Here is a 20,126-nt window from a genome sequence, read left to right on the forward strand (position 1 = left end):
TCTCACAGGGAGGCCTGGACCAGGCGCTGGGTGTAGGGGTGCTGCGGCGCGCGGATCACCTGCCCGGTGTCGCCGGTCTCGACGATCTCGCCGTCCTTGAGCACGTACAGGCGGTGGGCGAGGGCGTTGACCACCGCCAGGTCGTGGCTGATCAGCACGTAGCTCAGGCCGTACTTGCGCTGCAGGCCGACCAGCAGTTGCAGCACCTGCTGCTGGATCGACACGTCGAGCGCCGAGGTCGGCTCGTCGAGCACCACCACCTGCGGACGCAGCACCAGGGCACGGGCGATGGCGATGCGCTGGCGCTGGCCGCCGGAGAATTCGTGGGGGTAGCGCGACAGCGCGGCGGGCGGCAGGCCGACTTCCTCCAGCACCGCGTGGATGCGCCGCCGGCGCTCGTCGCGGTCGAGCTGCGGGTAGTGCAGGGCCAGGCCCTCGCCGACGATCTGCTCGATGGTCTGGCGCGGCGACAGCGAGCCGAACGGGTCCTGGAACACCACCTGCAGCCAGGCGCGCAGCGCCCTGGGCTGGCGCGACGGGGCGCCGGCGTAGTCCAGCTCGCCGCCCTGGGTGGCGATCAGGCCGAGGATGGCCTGGGCCAGGGTCGACTTGCCCGAGCCGGATTCGCCGACGATGCCGACCGTCTCCCCGGCGCGCAGCCGCACGTCGGCGCCGGCCAGGGCGACGAAGCGCTCGTGGCCGAACCAGCCGCGCCAGCCGGGGCGCTTCTTCGGGTATTCGACGCGCAGCCGGCGGGTCTCCAGCAGGATCGGTGCGGCCGGGTCGACGGTGGTGATCTCGCGCCTGGGCAGGCTGTCGAGCAGGCGCCGGGTGTAGGGGTGGCGCGGGGCGGCGAACAGGCGCTCGGTCTCGGCGGTTTCCACCAGCTGGCCCTGTTCCATCACCGCCACGCGCTGGGCGAAGCGGCGCACCAGGTTGAGGTCGTGGGTGATCAGCAGGATGGCCATGCCGAACTCCTGCTGCAGGTCGAGTAGCAGCTGGACGATGCGCGCGCGGATGGTCATGTCCAGCGCGGTGGTCGGCTCGTCGGCGATCAGCAGGCGCGGCCGGCAGGCCAGCGCCATGGCGATCACCGCGCGTTGCAGCTGGCCGCCGGAGAGCTGGTGCGGGTAGCTGTCGACGCGCCGCTCCGGCTCGCGCAGGCCGGTGCGTTCGAGCAGGGCGATGGTCCGCGCGCGGGCCTCGCGGGCGCCGAGGCCCTCGTGCTGGCGCAGGGTCTCGATGATCTGGTCGCCGATAGTGAACAGCGGGTTGAGCGCCGACATCGGCTCCTGGAACACCATCGCCACCTCGCCGCCGCGAACTTCGCGCAGGCGCGCCTCGCCGGCGCCGAGCAGTTCCTCGCCGGCCAGGCGGATGCTGCCGGAGACCCGCGCCTGGGGCGGCAGCAGGCCGAGGATGGAGAGGGCGCTGACGGTCTTGCCCGAGCCGGATTCGCCGACCAGGGCCAGCCGCTCGCCGGGGCGCACGCGCAGGTCGAGGCCGTCGACCACCCGGCGCCGGCCGAGGTCGATGCACAAGTTGTCCAGGCGCAGCACGTCGTCGCTCATCGGGCGGTTTCCTCGGGGTCGGCCAGGCGGGTATCGAGGGCGTTGCGCAGCGCCTCGCCCATGAAGGTGAGCAGCAGCAGGGTGAGCACCAGCACGCCGAAGGCGGACACCGCGATCCACCAGGCGTCGAGGTTCTCCTTGCCCTGCAGCAGCAGCTGGCCGAGGCTCGGCGCCGGCGCCTCGACGCCCAGGCCGAGGAAGTCCAGGCTGGCCAGGGCCATGATCGCCGCGCTCATGCGGAACGGCAGGAAAGTGATCACCGGGGTCAGGCTGTTGGGCAGGATGTGGCGCCAGATTATCTGCCCGTGGGACAGGCCCATGGCCCGCGCCGCCTTGATGTATTCCAGCTGGCGGTTGCGCAGGAACTCGGCGCGCACGTAGTCGGACAGGTAGATCCAGCCGAACAGCGAGAGCAGCACGAACAGCAGGAGCAGGCTCGGCTCGAACATCGAGGCGAAGATGATCAGCAGGTACAGCTCGGGCATCGAGCCCCAGATCTCGATCAGGCGCTGGCCGATCAGATCGACCTTGCCGGCGAAGTAGCCCTGCAGCGCGCCGATGGCGACGCCGAGCAGGGTGCCGACCACGGTCAGCGCCAGGCCGAAGGTCACCGAGGTGCGGAAGCCGTAGATCAGCCGGGCGGCGATGTCGTAGCCGGCGATGTCGGTGCCGAGCAGGTTGTCCGCGCCGGGCGGGCCGGGGTGGTGGGCGGCGTCAGTGTGGTAGGCGAGGGTGTCGTAGTAGTAGGGGTTGAGGGTGTACAGGACGAAGTTGCCCGGCCGCGCCAGCTGGGCGCGGATGAACGGGTCGTTGTAGTCGACCGCGATCGGCAGCTCGCCGCCGAACACCGACTCGGGGTAGTCGCGCAGCAGCGGGAAGTGCCACTGGCCTTCGTAGCGCACCAGCAGCGGACGGTCGTTGCTGATCAACTCGCCGGCCAGGCTGGCGGCGTAGAGGCCGAGGAACACGACCAGGCTGCAGTAGCCCAGGCGGTTGCGCCGAAAGCGCAGCCACAGGCGCCGGCCGGGGGACAGCGACTCGCCGGCCGGCGCCGCGCGGCGCCCTGCGCGCCAGGCCAGGAGGCGGCTCCAGGGGCTGGCGGCCGGCAGGGGAGTGGCGGGCAGGTTCATCAGGCGGTCCTTGCGTCGAACTTGATGCGCGGGTCGACCAGCACGTAGGCCAGGTCGCCGATCAGCTTGGTGATCAGGCCGATCAGGGTCAGCAGGTAGAGGCTGCCGAGCACCACCGGGTAGTCGCGGCTGTTGATCGACTCGTAAGAGAGCAGGCCGAGGCCGTCGAGGGAGAACAGCGTCTCGATCAGCAGGCTGCCGGTGAAAAAGGCGGCGATGAAAGCGCCGGGGAAGCCAGTCACCAGCGGCAGCAGGGCATTGCGCAGCACGTGCTTCCACAGTACGCGGCGCTCGGACAGGCCCTTGGCGCGCGCGGTGAGCACGTACTGGCGGCGGATTTCCTCGAGAAAGGTGTTCTTGGTCAGCAGCGTCTTCAGGGCGAAGGTGCTGACCACCGAGGCGGTCACCGGCAGGGTGATGTGCCACAGGTAGTCGGTGATCTTGGCGAAGGTGCCCAGTTCGTCCCAGTCGTCCGAGGTCAGCCCGCGCAGGGGGAACAGGTCCCAGAACGAGCCGCCGCCGAACAGCACCAGCAGCAGGACGCCGAGGACGAAGCCGGGCACCGCGTAGCCGGTGAGGATCAGCAGGCTGGTGATCAGGTCGAAGCGGCTGCCGGCGCGCACCGCCTTGGCCACCCCGAGCGGCACCGAGACCAGGTAGGTGAGGAGAAAGGTCCACACCCCGAGCGACACCGAGACGCCGAGCTTGGACTGGATCAGCGACCAGACGCTCTCGTTGCGCACGTAGCTCTCGCCCAGGTCGAAGCGCAGGTAGCTGGCGAGCATGTGCAGATAGCGGTCGAGCAGCGGGCGGTCGAAGCCGAACTGCTCGCTCATCTGCGCGACCTGCTGGGCGTCGATGCCCTGGCGGCCGCTGTAGCTCCAGCCGCCGCCGATGGCGCCACCGTCGGCACCGGTGCGCGCGCTCTCCTGATCGAGCCGGCTGAGGCTGCTTTCCACCGGCCCGCCGGGGACGAACTGGGTGACCAGGAAGGTCAGCGTCAGCACGCCGAGCAGGGTGGGAATCATCGCCAGGAGGCGTTTGCAGCAATAGAACCACATGAGCGGACATTCTCGGGACGGCCGTGGAAGTCCGGAAATAGCACCGATCGTGCCACAGGCCCACAGGCCAGCAAGGGCGCGGCTTGGCAGCGGCTCAGGGGATTTTCGGCGGGTTGGATATGCTGCTCAGTCAGCAACCGGGCAGCAGTCTTGCTGGTGCGGCAGCTTGTTCACCTTAGATGCGCGCGATAGGGGAGACGGGGAGCGATTAGGTCTCAAGGTCGGGGATATGGGGACGCCACCGACGGCGTGAAGCGGGTGGTGCGGCTCGTGGTGACTCCAGCGAGCACACCTCGTAGATAGAGGGCAGGAGGTCCGCTGGATGATTTTTTTGCTAAGGCTTCGGCGGTTATCGGCCAGAAGCGGACTGTTGCCCAATAAATAAATCTGTCCCCTATTCCGTGCGAATGAGCGATGGATCTAGACGGATCAGCCAACTAGGTGGAAGGCAGCCAGGGGTGGCTGGTGACAGCAGTGGACACCCATTCAGCGCCTAGGCATATGATCTACTAGAAAAAACGGGGCTGATACGCCCCGCAGAGGCTCTACCTCGGCCTCAAACCAGGTTTGTACACGCCCAAAATTCTTTGTCCTCGCCTAAAGTAGGTGTGGAAGGTGTTTCCGTCGTCACCTATGCTCCTTGCTGCCAATAATGATGGCCAAAAGCCACTTAGCAACTAGGAGTCAGGCTGTGATCACGGAATTGAACATAAATGGCGTCGCTAGCTACAAGTCCAAATCTATTCTCTCCCCAACCAAAAAGACATCGCTAATTTATGGGCTTAATGGAGCCGGGAAAAGCACTATTTCCGAGTTTCTATATAACCAGAGTGAACCGCGGTTTGCTAAATGCAGTGTAAAATTAAGTCAGCCGTGTGACTTTCTAGTCTATAACCAAAGCTTCCTCAACGACTACTTTTACGAAGAAGATAATTTAAAAGGAATTTTTACTCTTTCGAAAGAGAACAAGGTGGCACTCCAGCAAATTGAAGCAGAAACGAAAGAGTTGGACAAACATCGTGCTGCGCAACAGGAAAACTCCGCAGCTTCTTCAGCAAACTCTGCCAAATTAGACCAAGAGAAATCGAAAGCGAGCACAAAGATTTGGGAAATAAAGACGAAGTATGCTGGTGGGGATCGTGTATTGGAGTTCTGCCTGGATGGCTTGAAAAAGACAGATCTTCTTTTTCAGTATGTTCTTGGGCTTCCCTTGCCAGAAGCTGCACCGGACTACACGGCAGATGATTTAAAGACAGAGGCCTCATCAATCGAAGGTGAAGGCGCTGTCACGTATAATAAAATTCCAAACATTTCTGCTGGTTGGCTAAGTATTGAGGGCAATTCGCTCTGGTCGAAGATCATTGTTGGCAGCCAAGAGGGTTCAGTCGCCGAGTTCATAGCCAAGGCAGGGAATTTTGATTGGGTGAAGGAGGGGCTCCAGTTCGTTTCAAATGAAAAAGATCAACAGGAATGCCCCTTTTGCCAGCAAGAAACGATCACCAAAAGCTTTATTGACTCCATAAGTTCAGTCTTCGATGAGGCTTACAAGGATGATGTTAACTCGCTGGAGTCAATGAAAAGTACCTATGAAACACTGACCTCTAGCCTGAGCCTCCAGGACATCTCAAACTCTGCGCTTGCGAGTAAAGAACTAGCAGAAGCATGGAATATCGCATTTGAGGCTTTGAAAGCGTCAATACGTGAGAACGTCCTGCTTATTGGCAACAAGATCAAGAGCCCGAGCGCGGCAGTTAGTCTTACCGACACCAAGGCAACTGTTGATGTGCTTAACGGTTTGGTCAACGACCTGAACACATTGATCGAATCGCATAATGACAAACTCACGAACAAGAAAAAAACTCGGGACGATATAAAGGCTCGTTTTTGGGCTTTGATGCGTTGGGACTACGACCAAACCATTTCTGCCTACTCACAATCGGCCACTGGCATTAAAGATGAGGCCAGCCAAATCAGTCAAGACGCCAGCAAAATAAATAACGCTATCGAGGCCTCTAATCTCAAAATCTCTAATCTTAGAAAGCAAACTGTTAATATCGAAGAATCCATTGAAAATATAAATCGCGGACTGGTAGAGATCGGCATCGATGGCTTTTCTGTGATATCACATGGTGAGGATTTTTATCGTGTTTCAAGGGCCAGTGATCAAGGGAATGCATTTCACTCGCTGAGTGAGGGCGAGAAAACAGTCATTAGCTTTCTGTACTTCATTGAGCTTTGTAAAGGACAGAAGACGGCCAATGCTGTTCCGCAGACGAAAGTAGTGGTGATTGATGACCCGATCTCAAGCCTTTCCCACCTTTATGTGTTCAATATCGGGCAGTTGATCAAGAGATATTTCATCAATGATAAAAGCTATGCCCAAGTGTTTGTCCTGACTCATAGTCTGTATTTTTTCTATGAGCTAACGCACACTAATAAAGAGAAGCGGGCCGAGACGCAGCATCTTTTCAGGGTTATCAAAAATGCAAATGGAAGCTCTGTAATTTCAATGAGCTATGAGGAAATCCAGAATGATTACCAGTCTTACTGGTCAGTTATAAATGACCAAGCCTCACCGCCTGCGCTAATTGCTAACTGCATGCGCAACATAGTCGAGTACTTCTTTAATTTTGTTCAAAAGAAAGACTTTAATAATGTTTTCCAAAAACCAGCCCTGTCCGGTGATAAATTCGTGGCGTTCTACAGATACATGAATCGAGAATCCCATTCGTTGGGACAAAATATTTTTGATATCAAGGAATTTGACCATCAAGTATTCAAGGACGGTTTGAGGTTGATTTTCGAGGAGTCAGGGTATGGAGAGCACTACCAGGCGATGAATAAGTAAATCCGACATGAGACGGGCGTTCACCATATGGCGAGTACTCCGTCTCATCGGCTATTAGCCAGGCTCTCTCCTCGTCAGGACGGGTGAACCCAGCCCCATCACGAAATCAGGTAGGTGGAAAAGGGGGCAGATTTATTTACTGGGTGACCGTCCGCTTCTGGCCGAAAGCAGAAGCTTCTCAACACCCAGCTCTTGCTCAGTTTCAATGCAATGAGTCGCTCAGGAAGTAGCGCGTACACAGGCCGCTGACGTGACCGATCGGACGCTGGTCGAGGATACCTGCTCAGTTGGCCGCGTGCGTAGGTGCACCTGTATCCGGGGCGTACGGCCAATGAGGCGTTGAAGGACTCCTGCCGTTCGCACGCAAGGTTCTGGCAGGCGAGTCCGTCGAGCGGCAGTGCGGAGGGCGGAGCGGCGAGCGCCGCTCCGTTATTGGCGGCTCAGGCGCTGCGAGTATCGCGCGGGTTGGCCGGGCGGTCTAGGCCGAGGTTGTCGCGATAGGTGCCGGGGCTGTACTCGGTACGGAAGATGCCGCGCCGCTGCAGTTCGGGCACCACCAGGCGGGCGAAGTCCTCGAAGCCCTGTGGCAGGTATGGCGGCACCACGTTGAAGCCGTCCGCGCCGCGTTCGACGAACCACTGTTCGATCAGGTCGGCGACGGTCTTCACCGAGCCGATGGCCTGCAGGTGCCCGCGCGAGACGCGGAAGCGCAGCACCAGTTCGCGGATGCTCAGGTTCTCGCGGCGCGCCAGTTCCAGCTGCTGGCGGAAGCGGCCCTTGCCGTTGGCGTCTTCCTGGTAGGGCAGGTCGGGCAGCGGGCCGTCCACCGGGTAGCCGGAGAGGTCGAAGCCGCCGAACGACACGTTGCTGACGTCGACCAGCTCCTGCAGCTCGCCGAAGCGGTCCTGGGCCTGCTGGTCGGATTCGCCGACCACCACCGACAGGCCGGGGGTGATCTTCAGCTGGTCCTCGGCGCGGCCGTACTTGGCCATGCGCCCCTTCACGTCGCGGTAGAAGGCCTGGGCTACGTCGAGGGACTGGGCCGAGCAGTAGGTCATCTCGGCGACCCGCGCGGCGAACTCGCGGCCCGTGTCGGAATTGCCGGCCTGGACGAACACCGGGTAGCCTTGGATGGGGCGCGGGAAGTCGAGCAGGCCGTCGGAGTCGAAGTGCTCGCCGTGGTGATGCACCGGGTGCGACGCGGCCGGGTCGTAGAACAGGCCTTGGTCGCGGCGCGGGTGGTCGAAGGCGTCGTCGTCCCAGCTGTCCCACAGCTGTTTGGTCAGATCGATGAACTCGGCGGCGCGCGCATAGCGCTCCTCGTGGCTCGGCTCGTGGCCGTAGCCGAAGTTCTTCGCGGTGTGCGCGCCGAACGACGACACCACGTTCCAGCCGGCGCGGCCGCCGGAGAGGTGGTCCAGCGAAGCGAACTTGCGGGCCACGTGGTAGGGGTGGTCGAAGTTGGTGTTGACCGTCGCCACCAGGCCGATGTGGCGGGTGACGGCGGCCAGCGCCGAGAGCAGGGTGAACGGCTCGAACTGGTAGTTCGGCGCCGAGCGGCCGGTCTGGGCGTTGATCTCGCCGGAGCGGCCGATGAAGTCGGCCATGAAGAAGGTGTGGAACCTGGCCTCTTCGGCCAGCCTGGCGGCGTCGATGTACCACTGCAGGTTCGGCCGGCCGTCGTCGGTGGAGCTGGGATGGCGCCACGCCTCGGGATGGTGGCCGAAGCGGTGGAGAAAGATGTTCAGCACCAGCTGGCGTTGTCGTGCGCTCACGGGTGGGTGTCCTCGTCAGGTGACGGCGGCGGCCACGGCGGCCGCCGCCCGGGGAAGGCTTCAGCCCTCGTAGTGCTTGGCCTTTTCCAGCAGGCCGGTGCGCTTCCACTGCAGCTCCAGCGCGCCGGGCGTGTACACCTGGGCGCCGCCGATCTGCTCGGCGATGGCCTGGAAGCGCGCCGCTTCCTCGACGAAGAGGATGGTCTCGGCGGTCTTGAGGATGCCCTTGCCCCAGAAGTTGGCGCCGCCGTTGGATTCCAGCAGGGCCGGCGGCGGGGCCAGCTCGGGGCGGGTGTCGAGGCGCTCGCGGATCACTTCGAGCACGCTGCGGGTGCGCTCCAGGTGGTTGGGGATGGTGCGCGCCAGCAGGTGGCGGGCGGCGGCCACGTAGAGGATCGGGAAGTCCTTGTGCGCCAGCGACCAGGCCGACAGCCAGGTGGTGTGCACGTGGATGGCGGTGTCCGCCTCCAGGCGCGACTCGTTGAGGATCGAGCCGCTGTTCTCGGCGAACGAGGACAGGCTGACCTTCGGCGACTGGTCGCGGGCCAGGCCGCCGGGGAAGCGGATCGCCAGCAGGTGGTCGGTGCCGGGGATGCGATGGCTGATGTGGAAGGTCAGGCTAGCGGACAGGGTGCCGTTGGCGCGCAGCGTCTCGAAGGCGTGGACGGCGTCGGCACGGGCCTGGTCGACGTAGGCGACCAGGTCGGCGTCGAGGGTGAGGTCGGTCATGGGAAATGCTCCTGGGGAAGTGGAAGGCCATGTCCCCGTTCAATGTTGCTAGCGGATTCATCCGCGAAATTCGCGGCCAATCGGAATGCCGCCCGGCCGCTCCCGCAAAGCAGGATCGGTGCAACAACAGGTAACGGGGACATGGCCAAAGGGAAGGTGTTCAGGCCGCGGCGGCCTGGGCGCGCTGCTGCTCGACGAGCCGGCGGGCCTGTTCGAGCGGTTCGTGGACGACCCAGTCGTTCACGTCGAAGTCGTGCTTGAGGTAGCCCCAGTCGCGCAGGAAGTTCTTCTGCACGGTCAGGCCCTCGATGTAGGTCGGGGTCAGCTTGGGGGTGAACGACAGGTGCACGTCGGCGCCGTGGGCGGCGAACACGTCGGCGCGCGAGCCGCCACGGCTCTCCGGCAGCAGCAGTTCTGCTACCTCGTTGCGGTTGCGCGCGGCCCACTCGGCGGTGCGCAGCAGCACGGCGAGGTAGCGCACCACCACTTCCGGGTGGCGGTCGAGGAAGGCGCGGTCGACGGTGATCGGCCGCGGCGTGCCGTTGCCCACGTGCAGCAGTGGGTCGGACAGGTCGTTGAGGTTGACCAGCTGGCGCAGGTGCGGCTGCTGGGCGACTCGGTAGCCACGGGCGAAGCGGATGAAGATGGCGTCCACCTCGCCGCGCTCCAGCGCTTCCAGGGCCACGTCCGGGCGCTCGGCGGGCACCTCGCGGGGGCCGTCCATACGGGGGCCGTCCACACGGTCGTAGCTAGGCGCGTCGAGGTCCACAAGGGTGGCGTCGGCCGGGCTCAGGTCGACCAGCGACAGGGCGGTGGCGAAGCCGTGCTGGGCGGCGCCGCGCTGGAAGTCGATCAGCGCGCCCTGGTGGCGCGGGATGCCCAGGCGCTTGCCCTTGAGGTCGGCGAGGTCGTGGATGGCGCTGTCGGCGCGCACCAGGATGCCCTGGTACTCGTCCAGCCAGGTGATGCCGAGCACCACGGTGTCCTGGCCGGAGCCCTTGGCCCAGATCGGCGGGATGTTGCCGCCTTCGCGGAACATGCCGCTCTGGCCGTGGTGGTAGTGCGAGTTGCGCACTTCCAGGCTGTCGGAATCGCGCAGCGAGTGCAGCACGGTGCCGGGCTGGGCGAATTCTTCCTGCAGCCAGTGCTTGCGGATCGCCAGGGCGGAGGCGGTGGCGGCGCCGCAGCGGGTGTACCAGAGCTCAACGGGTTGTGCCGGCGTGGACATGAGGTGACCCCTCGGGTTGGGTGGACGGTTCGGTCCGGGGGCTTGAGCAGCTTCCGTGCCAGCAACTTTAAAAGTTTTTGAAAGTTTCCTTGGAATAGGCGAGGTCATTGATATTGCAGCGGTTTGCAAGTTGTCGTGATGAACTTGAGAAGTTGCCGGGATGTTGTTTTCTGCTGGCAGAGAAGCAGCTTTGCTGGCGACTTGCTGATTATCCAGCAGTGCGCGCCTGACCAGCTCTGGGGCGGCGCGCAGGGCGTGTGTTGCCAGGGAAGCCATCGCCCAGCAACCGATTGCTCTTGTTCCAGCAACTTGCTGTTTTGAAGGCAGATAAGTTGAGTGGCAAGTTGCGCCTTAGTTCCTTGAATTAATTATGTTTTGAATGGGGTGGCATAGTTGTTGCGCTGCGCTGGCCGAACTTCGCGTACCACTTCGCGCAGAGATCTGGCCTCCTATAAAAGGAACTAACGATGTTGCAGCGTGCTTCTTTTTCCGTATCACCGATCACTCCGTTGGCCGTGGCGATTTCCCGGGTCTGCCTCGGCGGCCTCGCCGCCGGCCTGATGGCGGGCGCGGCCTGGGCCGCCGAGCCGGACGCCAACGCCCCGCGCACCGAAGGCGAGAAGGAGGGCCAGCTGGAGACCGTGGTGGTCACCGCCTCCAAGCGCGCGGAGAAGATCCAGGACGTGCCGATCCCGATCACGGCGGTCACCGGCGATGCCATCCGCGACAAGAACATCACCACCTCGGCGGACATCGAGCGCCTGGCGCCGAACCTCTCCGGCCAGTCCAGCGGCAACACCGGCGGCCGCTCCGGCAAGCCGCGCTGGTTCCTGCGCGGCATCGGTACCAACGACCCGAACGCCAACCAGGAAGGCCCGCTGGCGATCTACGTCGACGAGGTGGTGGTCGGCCTGCAGGGTGACCAGAGCTTCCCGCTGTTCGACCTGGACCGGGTCGAGGTGCTGCGCGGCCCACAGGGCACCCTGTGGGGCAAGAACAACACCGGCGGCGCGATCCACTTCGTCTCGCGCAAGCCAACCTTCGACACCAGCGGCTATGCCAAGGCCGGCATCGGCAACTACGGCAGTCGGCTGAGCGAGGCGGCGATCGGCGGCGAGCTGCTGCCGGACAAGCTGGCCGGCCGCGCGGCGATCTACTACGAGAAGGGCGAGGGCTGGGCGGAGAACGTCGTCACCGGCAACAACGGCCCGCGCTTCGAGGACTTCAACGGCCGCTTCCAGTTGCTCGGCAACCTCACCGACGACCTCGACGCGCTGCTCATCCTCAACCTGCGCAAGCTCAACACCGGCAACTCGCCGAACTACATCGTCGGCGCCACCAGCACCAACAACGTCACCACGCCGAACCCCGGCGGCGGCATCAACCAGGGTGGCAGCACCTACTTCCCGCCCTACGGCGACGACCCGGACAACAAGAGCGACTTCTTCAGCACCCTGGCCAACGGCTCGAACACCTGGTACGGCGCGACCCTCAAGCTGAACTGGTACCTCGGCGAGAACACCCTGACCTCGATCACCGGGGTCAACACCGGCGACGGCGACACCTGGCTCAACCCGCTGATCCTGCCGGGCACCACCCTGGACCGCACCGCCTCGCGCGGCACCACCTCGTCCGACCAGTTCACCCAGGAAATCCGCCTGGCCTCGCCGACCGACCGCGCCCTGAGCTGGATCCTCGGCGGCTACTACTACAACCTGCAGGCCGACTCGGAGACCCACACCCTGCGCTACCGCGCCGGCACCACGCCGGAGCAGTACGGCATCACCTCCTGGGACCAGGACGCCACCAGCTGGGCGCTGTTCGGCAACCTGAAATACCGCTTCACCGACCGCGCCTCGGTCACCTTCGGACTGCGCCAGACCTGGGAGTCGAAGGACATCACCGAAACCACCTTGACCGCCACCGACACCGCCGCCAATCAGGACATCGTCATCATCGGCCCGGGCGGCTTCGGCGCGATCAGTGGTTCGGGCGTGGTGCCGCCGCTGGAGCTGAGCAAGGACGCGAGCTGGACCAAGACCACTTGGGACATCACCCCGGAATACCGCTTCACCGACGACATCCTCGGCTACGTGCGCATCGCCACCGGCTTCCGCTCCGGCGGCTTCAACCAGTCGATCGTCCGGAACGACATCATCGAGACCGACCCGGAGACGCTGATCGACTACGAGGTCGGCCTGAAGACCAGCTGGCTCGACGGTCGCCTGACCGCCAACCTGTCGGCCTTCTACTACGACATCAAGGACCTGCAGCTGAACATCCAGCAGCAGGTGCCGGGCACCACCATCACCAGCACCGCCGGCTCCTCGGACGGCAACGTCAAGGGCGTGGAGCTGGAAGTGCAGGCCCTGCCCCTGGAGAACTGGCGCGTGGCGGCGAGCCTCGGCCTGCTCAAGAGCGAGTACACCGACTTCGTCTACACCGTCGGGCCGACCACCCTGGACGCCAGCGGCAACCAGTTCTACCGCACACCGGAGACCTCGTTCCGCCTGGACACCGACTACCGCATCCGCCTGGGCGACGTGGGCTCGCTGCTGGTCGGCACCGACTGGTCCTACCGCAGCCACATCTACCACAACGCCACGGTGCAGGGTGATCCGGTGCAGGAGACGCCGTCGTACTGGAACGGCAATGCGCGGGTGAGCTATTTCACCCCGGACAGCAAGCTGCAGCTGACGGCGTTCGTGAGGAACGTCACCGATCAGTCGAACAAGGTGCTGTCGCAGATCGTCAACCAGCGCGGGGTGTACCCGACCGGCTACGTCGCGCCGCGGACCTATGGGTTGCAGGCGACGTACAACTTCTGATGGTGGGGGATGTGGTGTGAAGGATGAAGGAGCCCTCGCGAGAGGGCTTCTTTTTGGACGCGTGCTGGCTACGTGTTGCTTCGTAGATACCGACTTTGGCGTGGAGCACCCGACGTGCACAAAGAAGAAAGACTCCCGAGGGAGCCTTTCTGTCTGCATCACATGTTGGGGTAGTTCGGGCCGCCGGTGCCTTCCGGGGCTACCCAGGTGATGTTCTGCGACGGGTCCTTGATGTCGCAGGTCTTGCAGTGCACGCAGTTCTGCGCGTTGATCTGGAAGCGCTTCTCGCCGTCTTCCTGGGTCACCACCTCGTATACGCCGGCCGGGCAGTAGCGCTGCGCCGGTTCGTCGTACTTCGGCAGGTTGACGCTGATCGGGATGCTGGCGTCGGCCAGCTTCAGGTGGCAGGGCTGCTCTTCCTCGTGGTTGGTGTTGGAGAGGAACACCGAGGAGAGCTTGTCGAAGCTCAGCTTGCCGTCCGGCTTCGGATAGTCGATGCGCTTGGACTCTGCGGCGGTCTTCAGGCAGGCGTGGTCCGGCTTGTTGTCGTGCAGGGTGACCGGGATCTTGCCGCCGAAGATGTTCTGGTCGATGAAGTTGAAGGCGCCACCGGCCAGTGCGCCGAACTTGTGGATCGCCGCGCCGAAGTTGCGGCTGCGGAACAGCTCATCGTACAGCCAGCTGGCCTTGAAGCCGTCCACGTAGCCGTTGAGCAGGTCGCCGCCCTGGCCGTCAGCCAGCAGGGCGTCGGCCACTGCTTCGGCGGCCAGCATGCCGGATTTCATGGCGGTGTGGCTGCCCTTGATCTTGGCGAAGTTCAGGGTGCCCAGGTCGCAGCCGATCAGCGCGCCGCCCGGGAAGACCATCTTCGGCAGGGAGTTCAGGCCGCCCTTGCAGATGGCGCGGGCGCCGTAGGAGACGCGCTTGCCGCCTTCCAGGTACTGGGCGATCACCGGATGGTGCTTGTAGCGCTGGAACTCGTCGAACGGCGACAGGAACGGGTTGGAGTAGGACAGGTCGATGATCAGGCCGACCACCACCTGGTTGTTCTCCAGGTGATAGAGGAAGGAGCCGCCCGGGTTCTCATCGTTCAGCGGCCAGCCTGCGGTATGCACCACCAGGCCCTGCTCGTGCTTGGCCGGGTCGATGTCCCAGATTTCCTTGATGCCGATGCCGTAGTGCTGGGCGTCGGCTTCGCTGGCCAGATCGTACTTCTTGATCAGCTGCTTGCCGATATGGCCACGGCAGCCTTCGGCGAACAGGGTGTATTTGGCGCGTAGTTCCATGCCCGGGGTGTAGTAACCCTCTTTCGGATGGCCTTCGCGATCCACGCCGAGGTCGCCGGTGACGATGCCGCGTACCACGCCGTTCTCGTCGATCAGCGCTTCTTGGGCGGCGAAGCCCGGGTAGATCTCGACGCCCAGGGCTTCGGCCTGCTGGGCCAGCCAGCGGCACAGGTTGCCCAGGGAGATGATGTAGTTGCCTTCGTTGTGCATGGTCTTGGGCACAAAGAAGTTCGGTACCTTGGCAGCCTTGTCGGCGCTCTGCAGCAGGTAGATGTCGTCACGCTTCACTTCGGTGTTCAGCGGGGCGCCCAGTTCCTTCCAGTCGGGGAACAGTTCGTTCAGGGCACGGGGTTCGAAGACCGCACCGGAGAGGATGTGGGCGCCGACTTCGGAACCCTTCTCGACCACGCAGACGCTGATCTCTTTGCCGGCGTCGGCGGCCTTCTGCTTCAATCGGCAGGCGGCGGAAAGGCCGGAGGGGCCGGCGCCGACGATGACGACGTCGAACTCCATAAATTCGCGTTCCACAGAGAATCTCCTACTCAAGGCTTCTTCGGTGTTGTTTTGATCTGCTTGGCTAGGCTTTCTCTGGCCTGCGCGCTGGGCATTATATATACAGCCCCTCGCTCGTCCAATACAAACGTTTGTTTGAATTTTGTCAAACCCTGATAGCGCAAGGGTTGGCGGCGGATGGATGGGCGGTTTTTCGTGTTGACCGAAAAAGGTGTTCCAGTCAAGATACGGGCGGTTTTGCGCTCGCCGTATGGGCTGACCGTCGGTTCCGGCCGACCTGCATCACTGGCCAGGCTTGCCTTGGCGACATTCTTATTCACCGGAGAGTAACGAGGAATCCATGAAGGTTCTTGTAGCTGTCAAACGAGTGGTCGACTACAACGTCAAGGTTCGCGTCAAGGCGGACAACTCCGGCGTCGACCTCGCCAACGTCAAGATGTCGATGAACCCCTTCTGCGAAATCGCCGTGGAAGAAGCCGTGCGCCTGAAGGAAAAGGGCGTTGCCAGCGAGATCGTGGTCGTCACCATCGGCCCGAACGCCGCTCAGGAGCAACTGCGCACCGCGCTGGCCCTGGGGGCCGACCGCTCCATCCTGGTCGAGACCAACGAAGAACTGAACTCCCTGGCCGTGGCCAAGTTGCTCAAGGCCGTGATCGACAAGGAGCAGCCGCAACTGGTCATCCTCGGCAAGCAGGCCATCGACAGTGACAACAACCAGACCGGCCAGATGCTGGGCGCCCTGACCGGCTATGCCCAGGGCACCTTCGCCTCCAAGGTCGAAGTGGCTGGCGACAAGGTCAACGTCACCCGTGAAATCGATGGCGGCCTGCAGACCGTCGCCCTGGCCCTGCCGGCGATCGTCACCACCGACCTGCGCCTGAACGAGCCGCGCTACGCGTCGCTGCCGAACATCATGAAGGCCAAGAAGAAGCCGCTGGACGTGGTCACCCCGGACGCCCTGGGCGTTTCCACCGCTTCCACCGTCAAGACCCTGAAAGTCGAAGCGCCTGCTGCCCGCAGCGCTGGCATCAAGGTCAAGTCCGTGGCCGAACTGGTAGAGAAACTGAAGAACGAGGCGAAGGTAATCTAAATGGCTATCTTGGTTGTTGCTGAACACACTAACGCCGCTCTGGCCGCTGCCACTCTGAACACCGTTGCCGCCGCTCAGAAGATCGGTGGCGACATTCACGTGCTGGTCGCCGGTTCCAATGCCGGTGCCGCTGCCGAAGCCGCTGCCAAAATCGCTGGCGTGAGCAAGGTACTGGTTGCTGATAACGCTGCCTTCGCCAATCAGCTGCCGGAAAACGTCGCTCCGCTGGTTGCCGAGCTGGGCAAGGGCTACAGCCACATCCTGGCTGCCGCCACCAGCAATGGTAAGAACATCCTGCCGCGCGTTGCCGCTCAGCTGGATGTCGACCAGATCTCCGAGATCGTCTCCGTCGAGAGCGCCGATACCTTCAAGCGTCCGATCTATGCCGGTAACGCCATCGCTACTGTGCAGTCCTCGGCTGCCGTGAAAGTGATCACCGTGCGTGGCACCGGCTTCGACGCCGCTGCTGCCGAAGGCGGCTCCGCTGCCATCGAGGCCGTTGCCGCTGGCGGCGACGCCGGCAAGTCGTCCTTCGTCGGCGAAGAGCTGGCCAAGTCCGACCGTCCGGAGCTGACCGCTGCCAAGATCGTCGTTTCCGGCGGTCGTGGCATGCAGAACGGTGACAACTTCAAGCACCTGTATGCCCTGGCCGACAAGCTGGGCGCCGCCGTCGGTGCTTCGCGCGCCGCCGTCGACGCCGGCTTCGTGCCGAACGACATGCAGGTTGGCCAGACCGGCAAGATCGTCGCGCCGCAGCTGTACATCGCGGTCGGCATCTCCGGTGCCATCCAGCACCTGGCGGGTATGAAGGACTCCAAGGTCATCGTCGCTATCAACAAGGACGAAGAAGCCCCGATCTTCCAGGTGGCTGACTACGGCCTGGTGGCTGACCTGTTCGAAGCTGTACCGGAGCTCGAGAAGCTGGTCTGATCCCGCTTCCCGTTCCAGCAGGAAACCCGCTCATCGAGCGGGTTTCTTGTTTCTGGATGCTTATAAGCTGTCGAGGAATGCCTGGTAGTGCTGTGCGGTTTCCTCGGGGCGCTCGATCATGGGGGCATGACCGCAGTCCTTCATCACGACCACGGTCGGCTTCTGCAGGAGTGGCTTCATCACCTCGATGCTGGAGACATCCAGCACCCGGTCCCGGTCGCCCCATAGCACCAGGACGGGCACCTGGATCTTCGGCAGCTCCGGCTCAAGCGGTACATACTGTTCGCGGAGCTGGGTGAATATCATGTCGTAGTGCGCCTGGTTTGCCATGGACTGCGCGGCGAAGTGGCGCTTTAGCGAATCGGGCAGCGGTGGCGGATTGACGAAGACGAAATCCATCAGCGTGCCGAAGTCCTCTGCCTTGCGCACCACAAGCGGGTTGGGCTGGCCGCGTTCGATCATCTGGAACATCTCGCTCATGCGGGGAGAGGTAATGCCGGCGTTGTCCAGCAGTGCGATGCTCGAGACCTGGTCCGGGTAGCGTGCCGCATAGAGCGCGGCGATGTGCCCGCCCATGGAGTTGCCGATCAGGTGCGGCTTCTCGATGTTCAGCGCAGTGATGAAGGCGTGCAGCCGTTCCGTCTGGCTGGCGACGTCGTAACTGGCATCCGGTTTGCTGCTTTCTCCGAAACCGGGCAGGTCGAGGGCGATGACGCGATAGCGCTCGGTGAAGTGGCGGGTCATGCGCAGCCAGTTGTCGCGGTTGGCGCCGAACCCGTGGATCATGACCAGGGTGTCGCCGTCTGCCGGCCCGCCTTCGTAGTAATGTAGGGTCAATCCGTCGACGGTCGCCGTCCGGGCGGAAAGGCCGGCCAGCTGTCGCTCGGCGAACTGCACGCTGGCGATCAGCAGGGAGGGGGAGAAGTAGAGTGCACCGGCCGCACAGGCCAGCACGAGGACGATACCCAGTATGAGTTTTTTCATGGCGAATCCTTATCGCTAATTATTATTAGGACGTCGGCTACGCTAGCATGAAGAGAGCGGGCCTGGTAAAGACCCGACGTTGCCACGAATATCAGCGGTGTTGCCAATGCGAATGATGCTGTCATTGAAAGCCATCGGAGCGCTTGCCCTCGTCGCCCTGCCGGGAATGACCTGGGGGCTGGGCAAGTGCGAGCGCCTGGTGGCCACCGGCAATCCCGAGTATCCACCCTACCTGTGGCGCGATCCGCAGAGCCCGCAGCACCTGATCGGCGCCAACGCCGACCTGCTGGCGCTGATCGGCGAGCAGCTGGGGGTGAAGATCGACATCATCTATACCGGCCCCTGGTCCCGCGCCCAGGACGAGGTGCGCACCGGTCGCGTCGATATGCTGGCGGGCGCCTTCCTCACGCTGCCGCGCCTGGAGATCATGGACTACGTGCATCCGGCCTTCTTCAATACCCCCAGCGTGGTCTGGGTGCGCAAGGGCGAAGGCTTTCCCTACAGTGGCTGGGAGGACCTGCGCGGGCGCACTGGCGGCATCCTGGTGAACAACAGCTTCGGCCAGCAGTTCGACAGCTTCGCCAAGGCCAATCTCGATCTGGAGCAGGTGCCGAGCCTGGTACAGGCCTTCCAGAAGCTGCTGCTGGGGCGTACCGACTACGTCATCAACGAGCGCTATCCGGGCATGGCGCTCGCCGGCACCCAGGGTATGGTGGATAGCCTGGAGACACTGGAGCCGCCGATTTCCAGCGAGGGCCTCTACCTGACCCTTTCCCATGATTCGGCCTGCAACGATCCCTGGTTGCGCGGACAGCTGGCGAAAAAAATGACAGAATTGACCGCCGCCGGCCTGCCGGAAACCCTTCTGCAGCGCAATCTCGAGCGTTGGAAGACCCAGCAGCTGCAGGCCGCCGACGTTCCCCCGCAAGTGCAGGAAAAATCCCAGTGAATCGACGTTTCACCCTTGCCCTGGCAGTGCTGGCGCTGGCCGGTTGCGCCAACGATCCCGCGCCGAACGAGCAGATGCGCCTGACTACCCAGGCGGTAGAGCAGGCACGCGCCGTGGGCGCCGATCAGGAAATCGAAGAAATGCGCTTGGCCGAGCAGAAGCTGGCTCGCGCCGAGAAGAATATGGGCGAAGAGGATTACAAGCGTGCCAGGGTGTTCGCCGAGCAGGCGGAGCTCGATGCCCGGCTCGCCGAAGCCAAGGTGCTCAATCACAAGAGCCAGAAGCAGCTCGACGAGCTGAATGCGCGTATCGCTCGCCTGCGCAAGCAACTGGGGGAGCTTCCATGACCTTGAAGACCGCTCTGGGCAGTTGCCTGTTGCTGCCGCTGGCGCTGCTCGCCGGTTGTGCCAGCCAGCAGAGCCAGCAGGTGCTCGGCAAGGCCGAGGCCAGCTTCCAGAAAGTGAAGGAAGACCCGGATGTGTTGCGCAGCGCGCCTAAGGACGTGATCCGCGCCAGCGAGTCGCTGGCGCGCGCGGAGCGCCTGGCGAGCTACTGGGGCAGTGGCGATGACGTCGAGCATTACGCCTACCTGAGTCAGCGCTACAGCCAGATTGCCCGTGAACACGCCGATCTCAACCTCAACCAGGAGCGTCTGGCGAAGCTGGAGCTGGAGCGCGATCGCCTGCAGCTGGCATTGCGCGAGGCCAAGTTGCTCAGCGTCCAGCAGGGGCAGTTCCTGGGGGAGCAGATGGTCAGCCTGGCCGCCAGCGAAACCGATCGCGGACTGGTGATGACGCTCGGCGACGTGCTGTTCGACGCCGGACGCAGCGAGCTCAAGGCCTCGGCCAACCGCACCATCCTGAAGCTGGTGCAGTTCCTCCAGATCAACCCGCGCCGCACCATCCGCATCGAGGGCTACACCGACAATCGCGGCAAGTCGGCGGAGAACCTGGAGCTGTCTCGTACTCGGGCCCAGGCCGTGGCGGATCTTCTGGCCGACCTGGGTATCGATAGTGCGCGCATGGAGGTCAAGGGTTACGGCGAGGCCCACCCGCTGGCGGAAAACGCCTCGGCCAAGGGGCGCGCGCAGAATCGCCGGGTGGAAATCCTGATTTCCGATGACAAGGGTGTGCTGGGGGCGGGGCGCTAGTTCCTGTCGCTGACTCCCTGGGGTGATCTATAGGCCGGCTCGTATTTCGAGCCG

Annotated in this window: 16 protein-coding genes; 7 read left to right on the forward strand and 9 right to left on the reverse strand. The window is 63.2% G+C overall.

What is annotated here, in order from left to right; all coding sequences use genetic code 11:
- Nucleotides 1-2: 2 nt before the first annotated feature.
- From N7640_RS21310 to N7640_RS21320, 3 genes are read right to left on the reverse strand one after another with little or no spacing between them, the layout of a single operon-like run.
- Entirely contained in the window at nucleotides 3-1,571 is a 1,569-nt protein-coding gene (locus tag N7640_RS21310; protein WP_279905544.1) for a dipeptide ABC transporter ATP-binding protein, read from the reverse strand.
- Nucleotides 1,568-2,701, reverse strand: a complete 1,134-nt coding sequence (locus tag N7640_RS21315; protein ID WP_279905545.1) for an ABC transporter permease — start codon at nucleotides 2,699-2,701, stop codon at nucleotides 1,568-1,570. The genes N7640_RS21310 and N7640_RS21315 overlap by 4 nt, the downstream gene beginning before the upstream one ends.
- Complete coding sequence (locus tag N7640_RS21320; RefSeq protein WP_279905546.1) at nucleotides 2,701-3,762, reverse strand: ABC transporter permease subunit; 1,062 nt, start codon at nucleotides 3,760-3,762, stop codon at nucleotides 2,701-2,703. Before N7640_RS21320 ends, N7640_RS21315 begins: the two co-directional genes overlap by 1 nt.
- Before the next feature lie 691 nt (nucleotides 3,763-4,453).
- Here N7640_RS21320 and N7640_RS21325 point away from each other — a divergent pair.
- The gene (locus N7640_RS21325) at nucleotides 4,454-6,610 is read left to right on the forward strand and encodes an AAA family ATPase (protein WP_279905547.1); all 2,157 of its coding nucleotides are present in this window, start codon (nucleotides 4,454-4,456) and stop codon (nucleotides 6,608-6,610) included.
- A gap of 440 nt (nucleotides 6,611-7,050) precedes the next feature.
- On the opposite strand, the gene N7640_RS21330 is transcribed toward N7640_RS21325, so the two are convergent.
- The 3 genes from N7640_RS21330 to N7640_RS21340 all read right to left on the reverse strand — a co-directional run bounded on the left by N7640_RS21330 (nucleotide 7,051) and on the right by N7640_RS21340 (nucleotide 10,342).
- A complete protein-coding gene (locus N7640_RS21330) occupies nucleotides 7,051-8,385 on the reverse strand; it encodes an LLM class flavin-dependent oxidoreductase (protein ID WP_279905549.1) in 1,335 nt (444 codons plus the stop codon).
- A gap of 60 nt (nucleotides 8,386-8,445) precedes the next feature.
- Nucleotides 8,446-9,114 (reverse strand): class II aldolase/adducin family protein, encoded by a 669-nt coding sequence (locus N7640_RS21335; RefSeq protein WP_279905551.1) that lies wholly within the window; start codon nucleotides 9,112-9,114, stop codon nucleotides 8,446-8,448.
- Between the two features lie 160 nt (nucleotides 9,115-9,274).
- Entirely contained in the window at nucleotides 9,275-10,342 is a 1,068-nt protein-coding gene (locus tag N7640_RS21340; RefSeq protein ID WP_279905553.1) for an ABC transporter substrate-binding protein, read from the reverse strand.
- Between the two features lie 467 nt (nucleotides 10,343-10,809).
- Between N7640_RS21340 and N7640_RS21345 the strand changes: the two genes are divergently transcribed.
- Entirely contained in the window at nucleotides 10,810-13,170 is a 2,361-nt protein-coding gene (locus tag N7640_RS21345; RefSeq protein ID WP_279905555.1) for a TonB-dependent receptor, read from the forward strand.
- 158 nt (nucleotides 13,171-13,328) lie between these two features.
- Here the strand turns inward: N7640_RS21345 and N7640_RS21350 are convergent, their stop codons facing one another.
- Nucleotides 13,329-14,984: an electron transfer flavoprotein-ubiquinone oxidoreductase gene (locus N7640_RS21350; protein ID WP_279905557.1), complete on the reverse strand. Its 1,656-nt coding sequence runs from the start codon at nucleotides 14,982-14,984 to the stop codon at nucleotides 13,329-13,331.
- 14 nt (nucleotides 14,985-14,998) lie between these two features.
- The gene (locus N7640_RS21355; RefSeq protein WP_279905558.1) at nucleotides 14,999-15,289 is read right to left on the reverse strand and encodes a hypothetical protein; all 291 of its coding nucleotides are present in this window, start codon (nucleotides 15,287-15,289) and stop codon (nucleotides 14,999-15,001) included.
- Between the two features lie 20 nt (nucleotides 15,290-15,309).
- On the opposite strand from N7640_RS21355, the gene N7640_RS21360 reads away from it, so the two are divergent.
- Both N7640_RS21360 and N7640_RS21365 read left to right on the forward strand, forming a co-directional pair.
- Nucleotides 15,310-16,059 (forward strand): electron transfer flavoprotein subunit beta/FixA family protein, encoded by a 750-nt coding sequence (locus N7640_RS21360; protein ID WP_220815581.1) that lies wholly within the window; start codon nucleotides 15,310-15,312, stop codon nucleotides 16,057-16,059.
- Nucleotides 16,060-16,989 (forward strand): FAD-binding protein, encoded by a 930-nt coding sequence (locus N7640_RS21365; RefSeq protein WP_220815582.1) that lies wholly within the window; start codon nucleotides 16,060-16,062, stop codon nucleotides 16,987-16,989.
- Between the two features lie 60 nt (nucleotides 16,990-17,049).
- Here N7640_RS21365 and N7640_RS21370 read toward each other — a convergent pair whose 3' ends face one another.
- Complete coding sequence (locus N7640_RS21370; protein WP_279905559.1) at nucleotides 17,050-17,973, reverse strand: alpha/beta hydrolase; 924 nt, start codon at nucleotides 17,971-17,973, stop codon at nucleotides 17,050-17,052.
- A 100-nt stretch (nucleotides 17,974-18,073) separates the two neighbouring features.
- Here N7640_RS21370 and N7640_RS21375 point away from each other — a divergent pair, with 100 nt between their 5' ends.
- Genes N7640_RS21375 through N7640_RS21385 form a run of 3 tightly spaced genes read left to right on the forward strand, consistent with a single transcriptional unit; the run spans nucleotide 18,074 to nucleotide 20,072 of the window.
- On the forward strand, nucleotides 18,074-18,922 hold the full coding sequence (locus N7640_RS21375) for a transporter substrate-binding domain-containing protein (protein WP_279905565.1): 849 nt from the start codon (nucleotides 18,074-18,076) through the stop codon (nucleotides 18,920-18,922).
- Nucleotides 18,923-18,942: 20 nt separating this feature from the next.
- Nucleotides 18,943-19,269 (forward strand): DUF4398 domain-containing protein, encoded by a 327-nt coding sequence (locus tag N7640_RS21380; protein ID WP_262880391.1) that lies wholly within the window; start codon nucleotides 18,943-18,945, stop codon nucleotides 19,267-19,269.
- Complete coding sequence (locus N7640_RS21385; protein ID WP_220815584.1) at nucleotides 19,266-20,072, forward strand: OmpA family protein; 807 nt, start codon at nucleotides 19,266-19,268, stop codon at nucleotides 20,070-20,072. Before N7640_RS21380 ends, N7640_RS21385 begins: the two co-directional genes overlap by 4 nt.
- Nucleotides 20,073-20,126: the final 54 nt, after the last annotated feature.

Origin of the sequence: Pseudomonas sp. GD04015, assembly GCF_029837675.1 — a bacterium.
GTDB lineage: Bacteria > Pseudomonadota > Gammaproteobacteria > Pseudomonadales > Pseudomonadaceae > Aquipseudomonas > Aquipseudomonas paralcaligenes.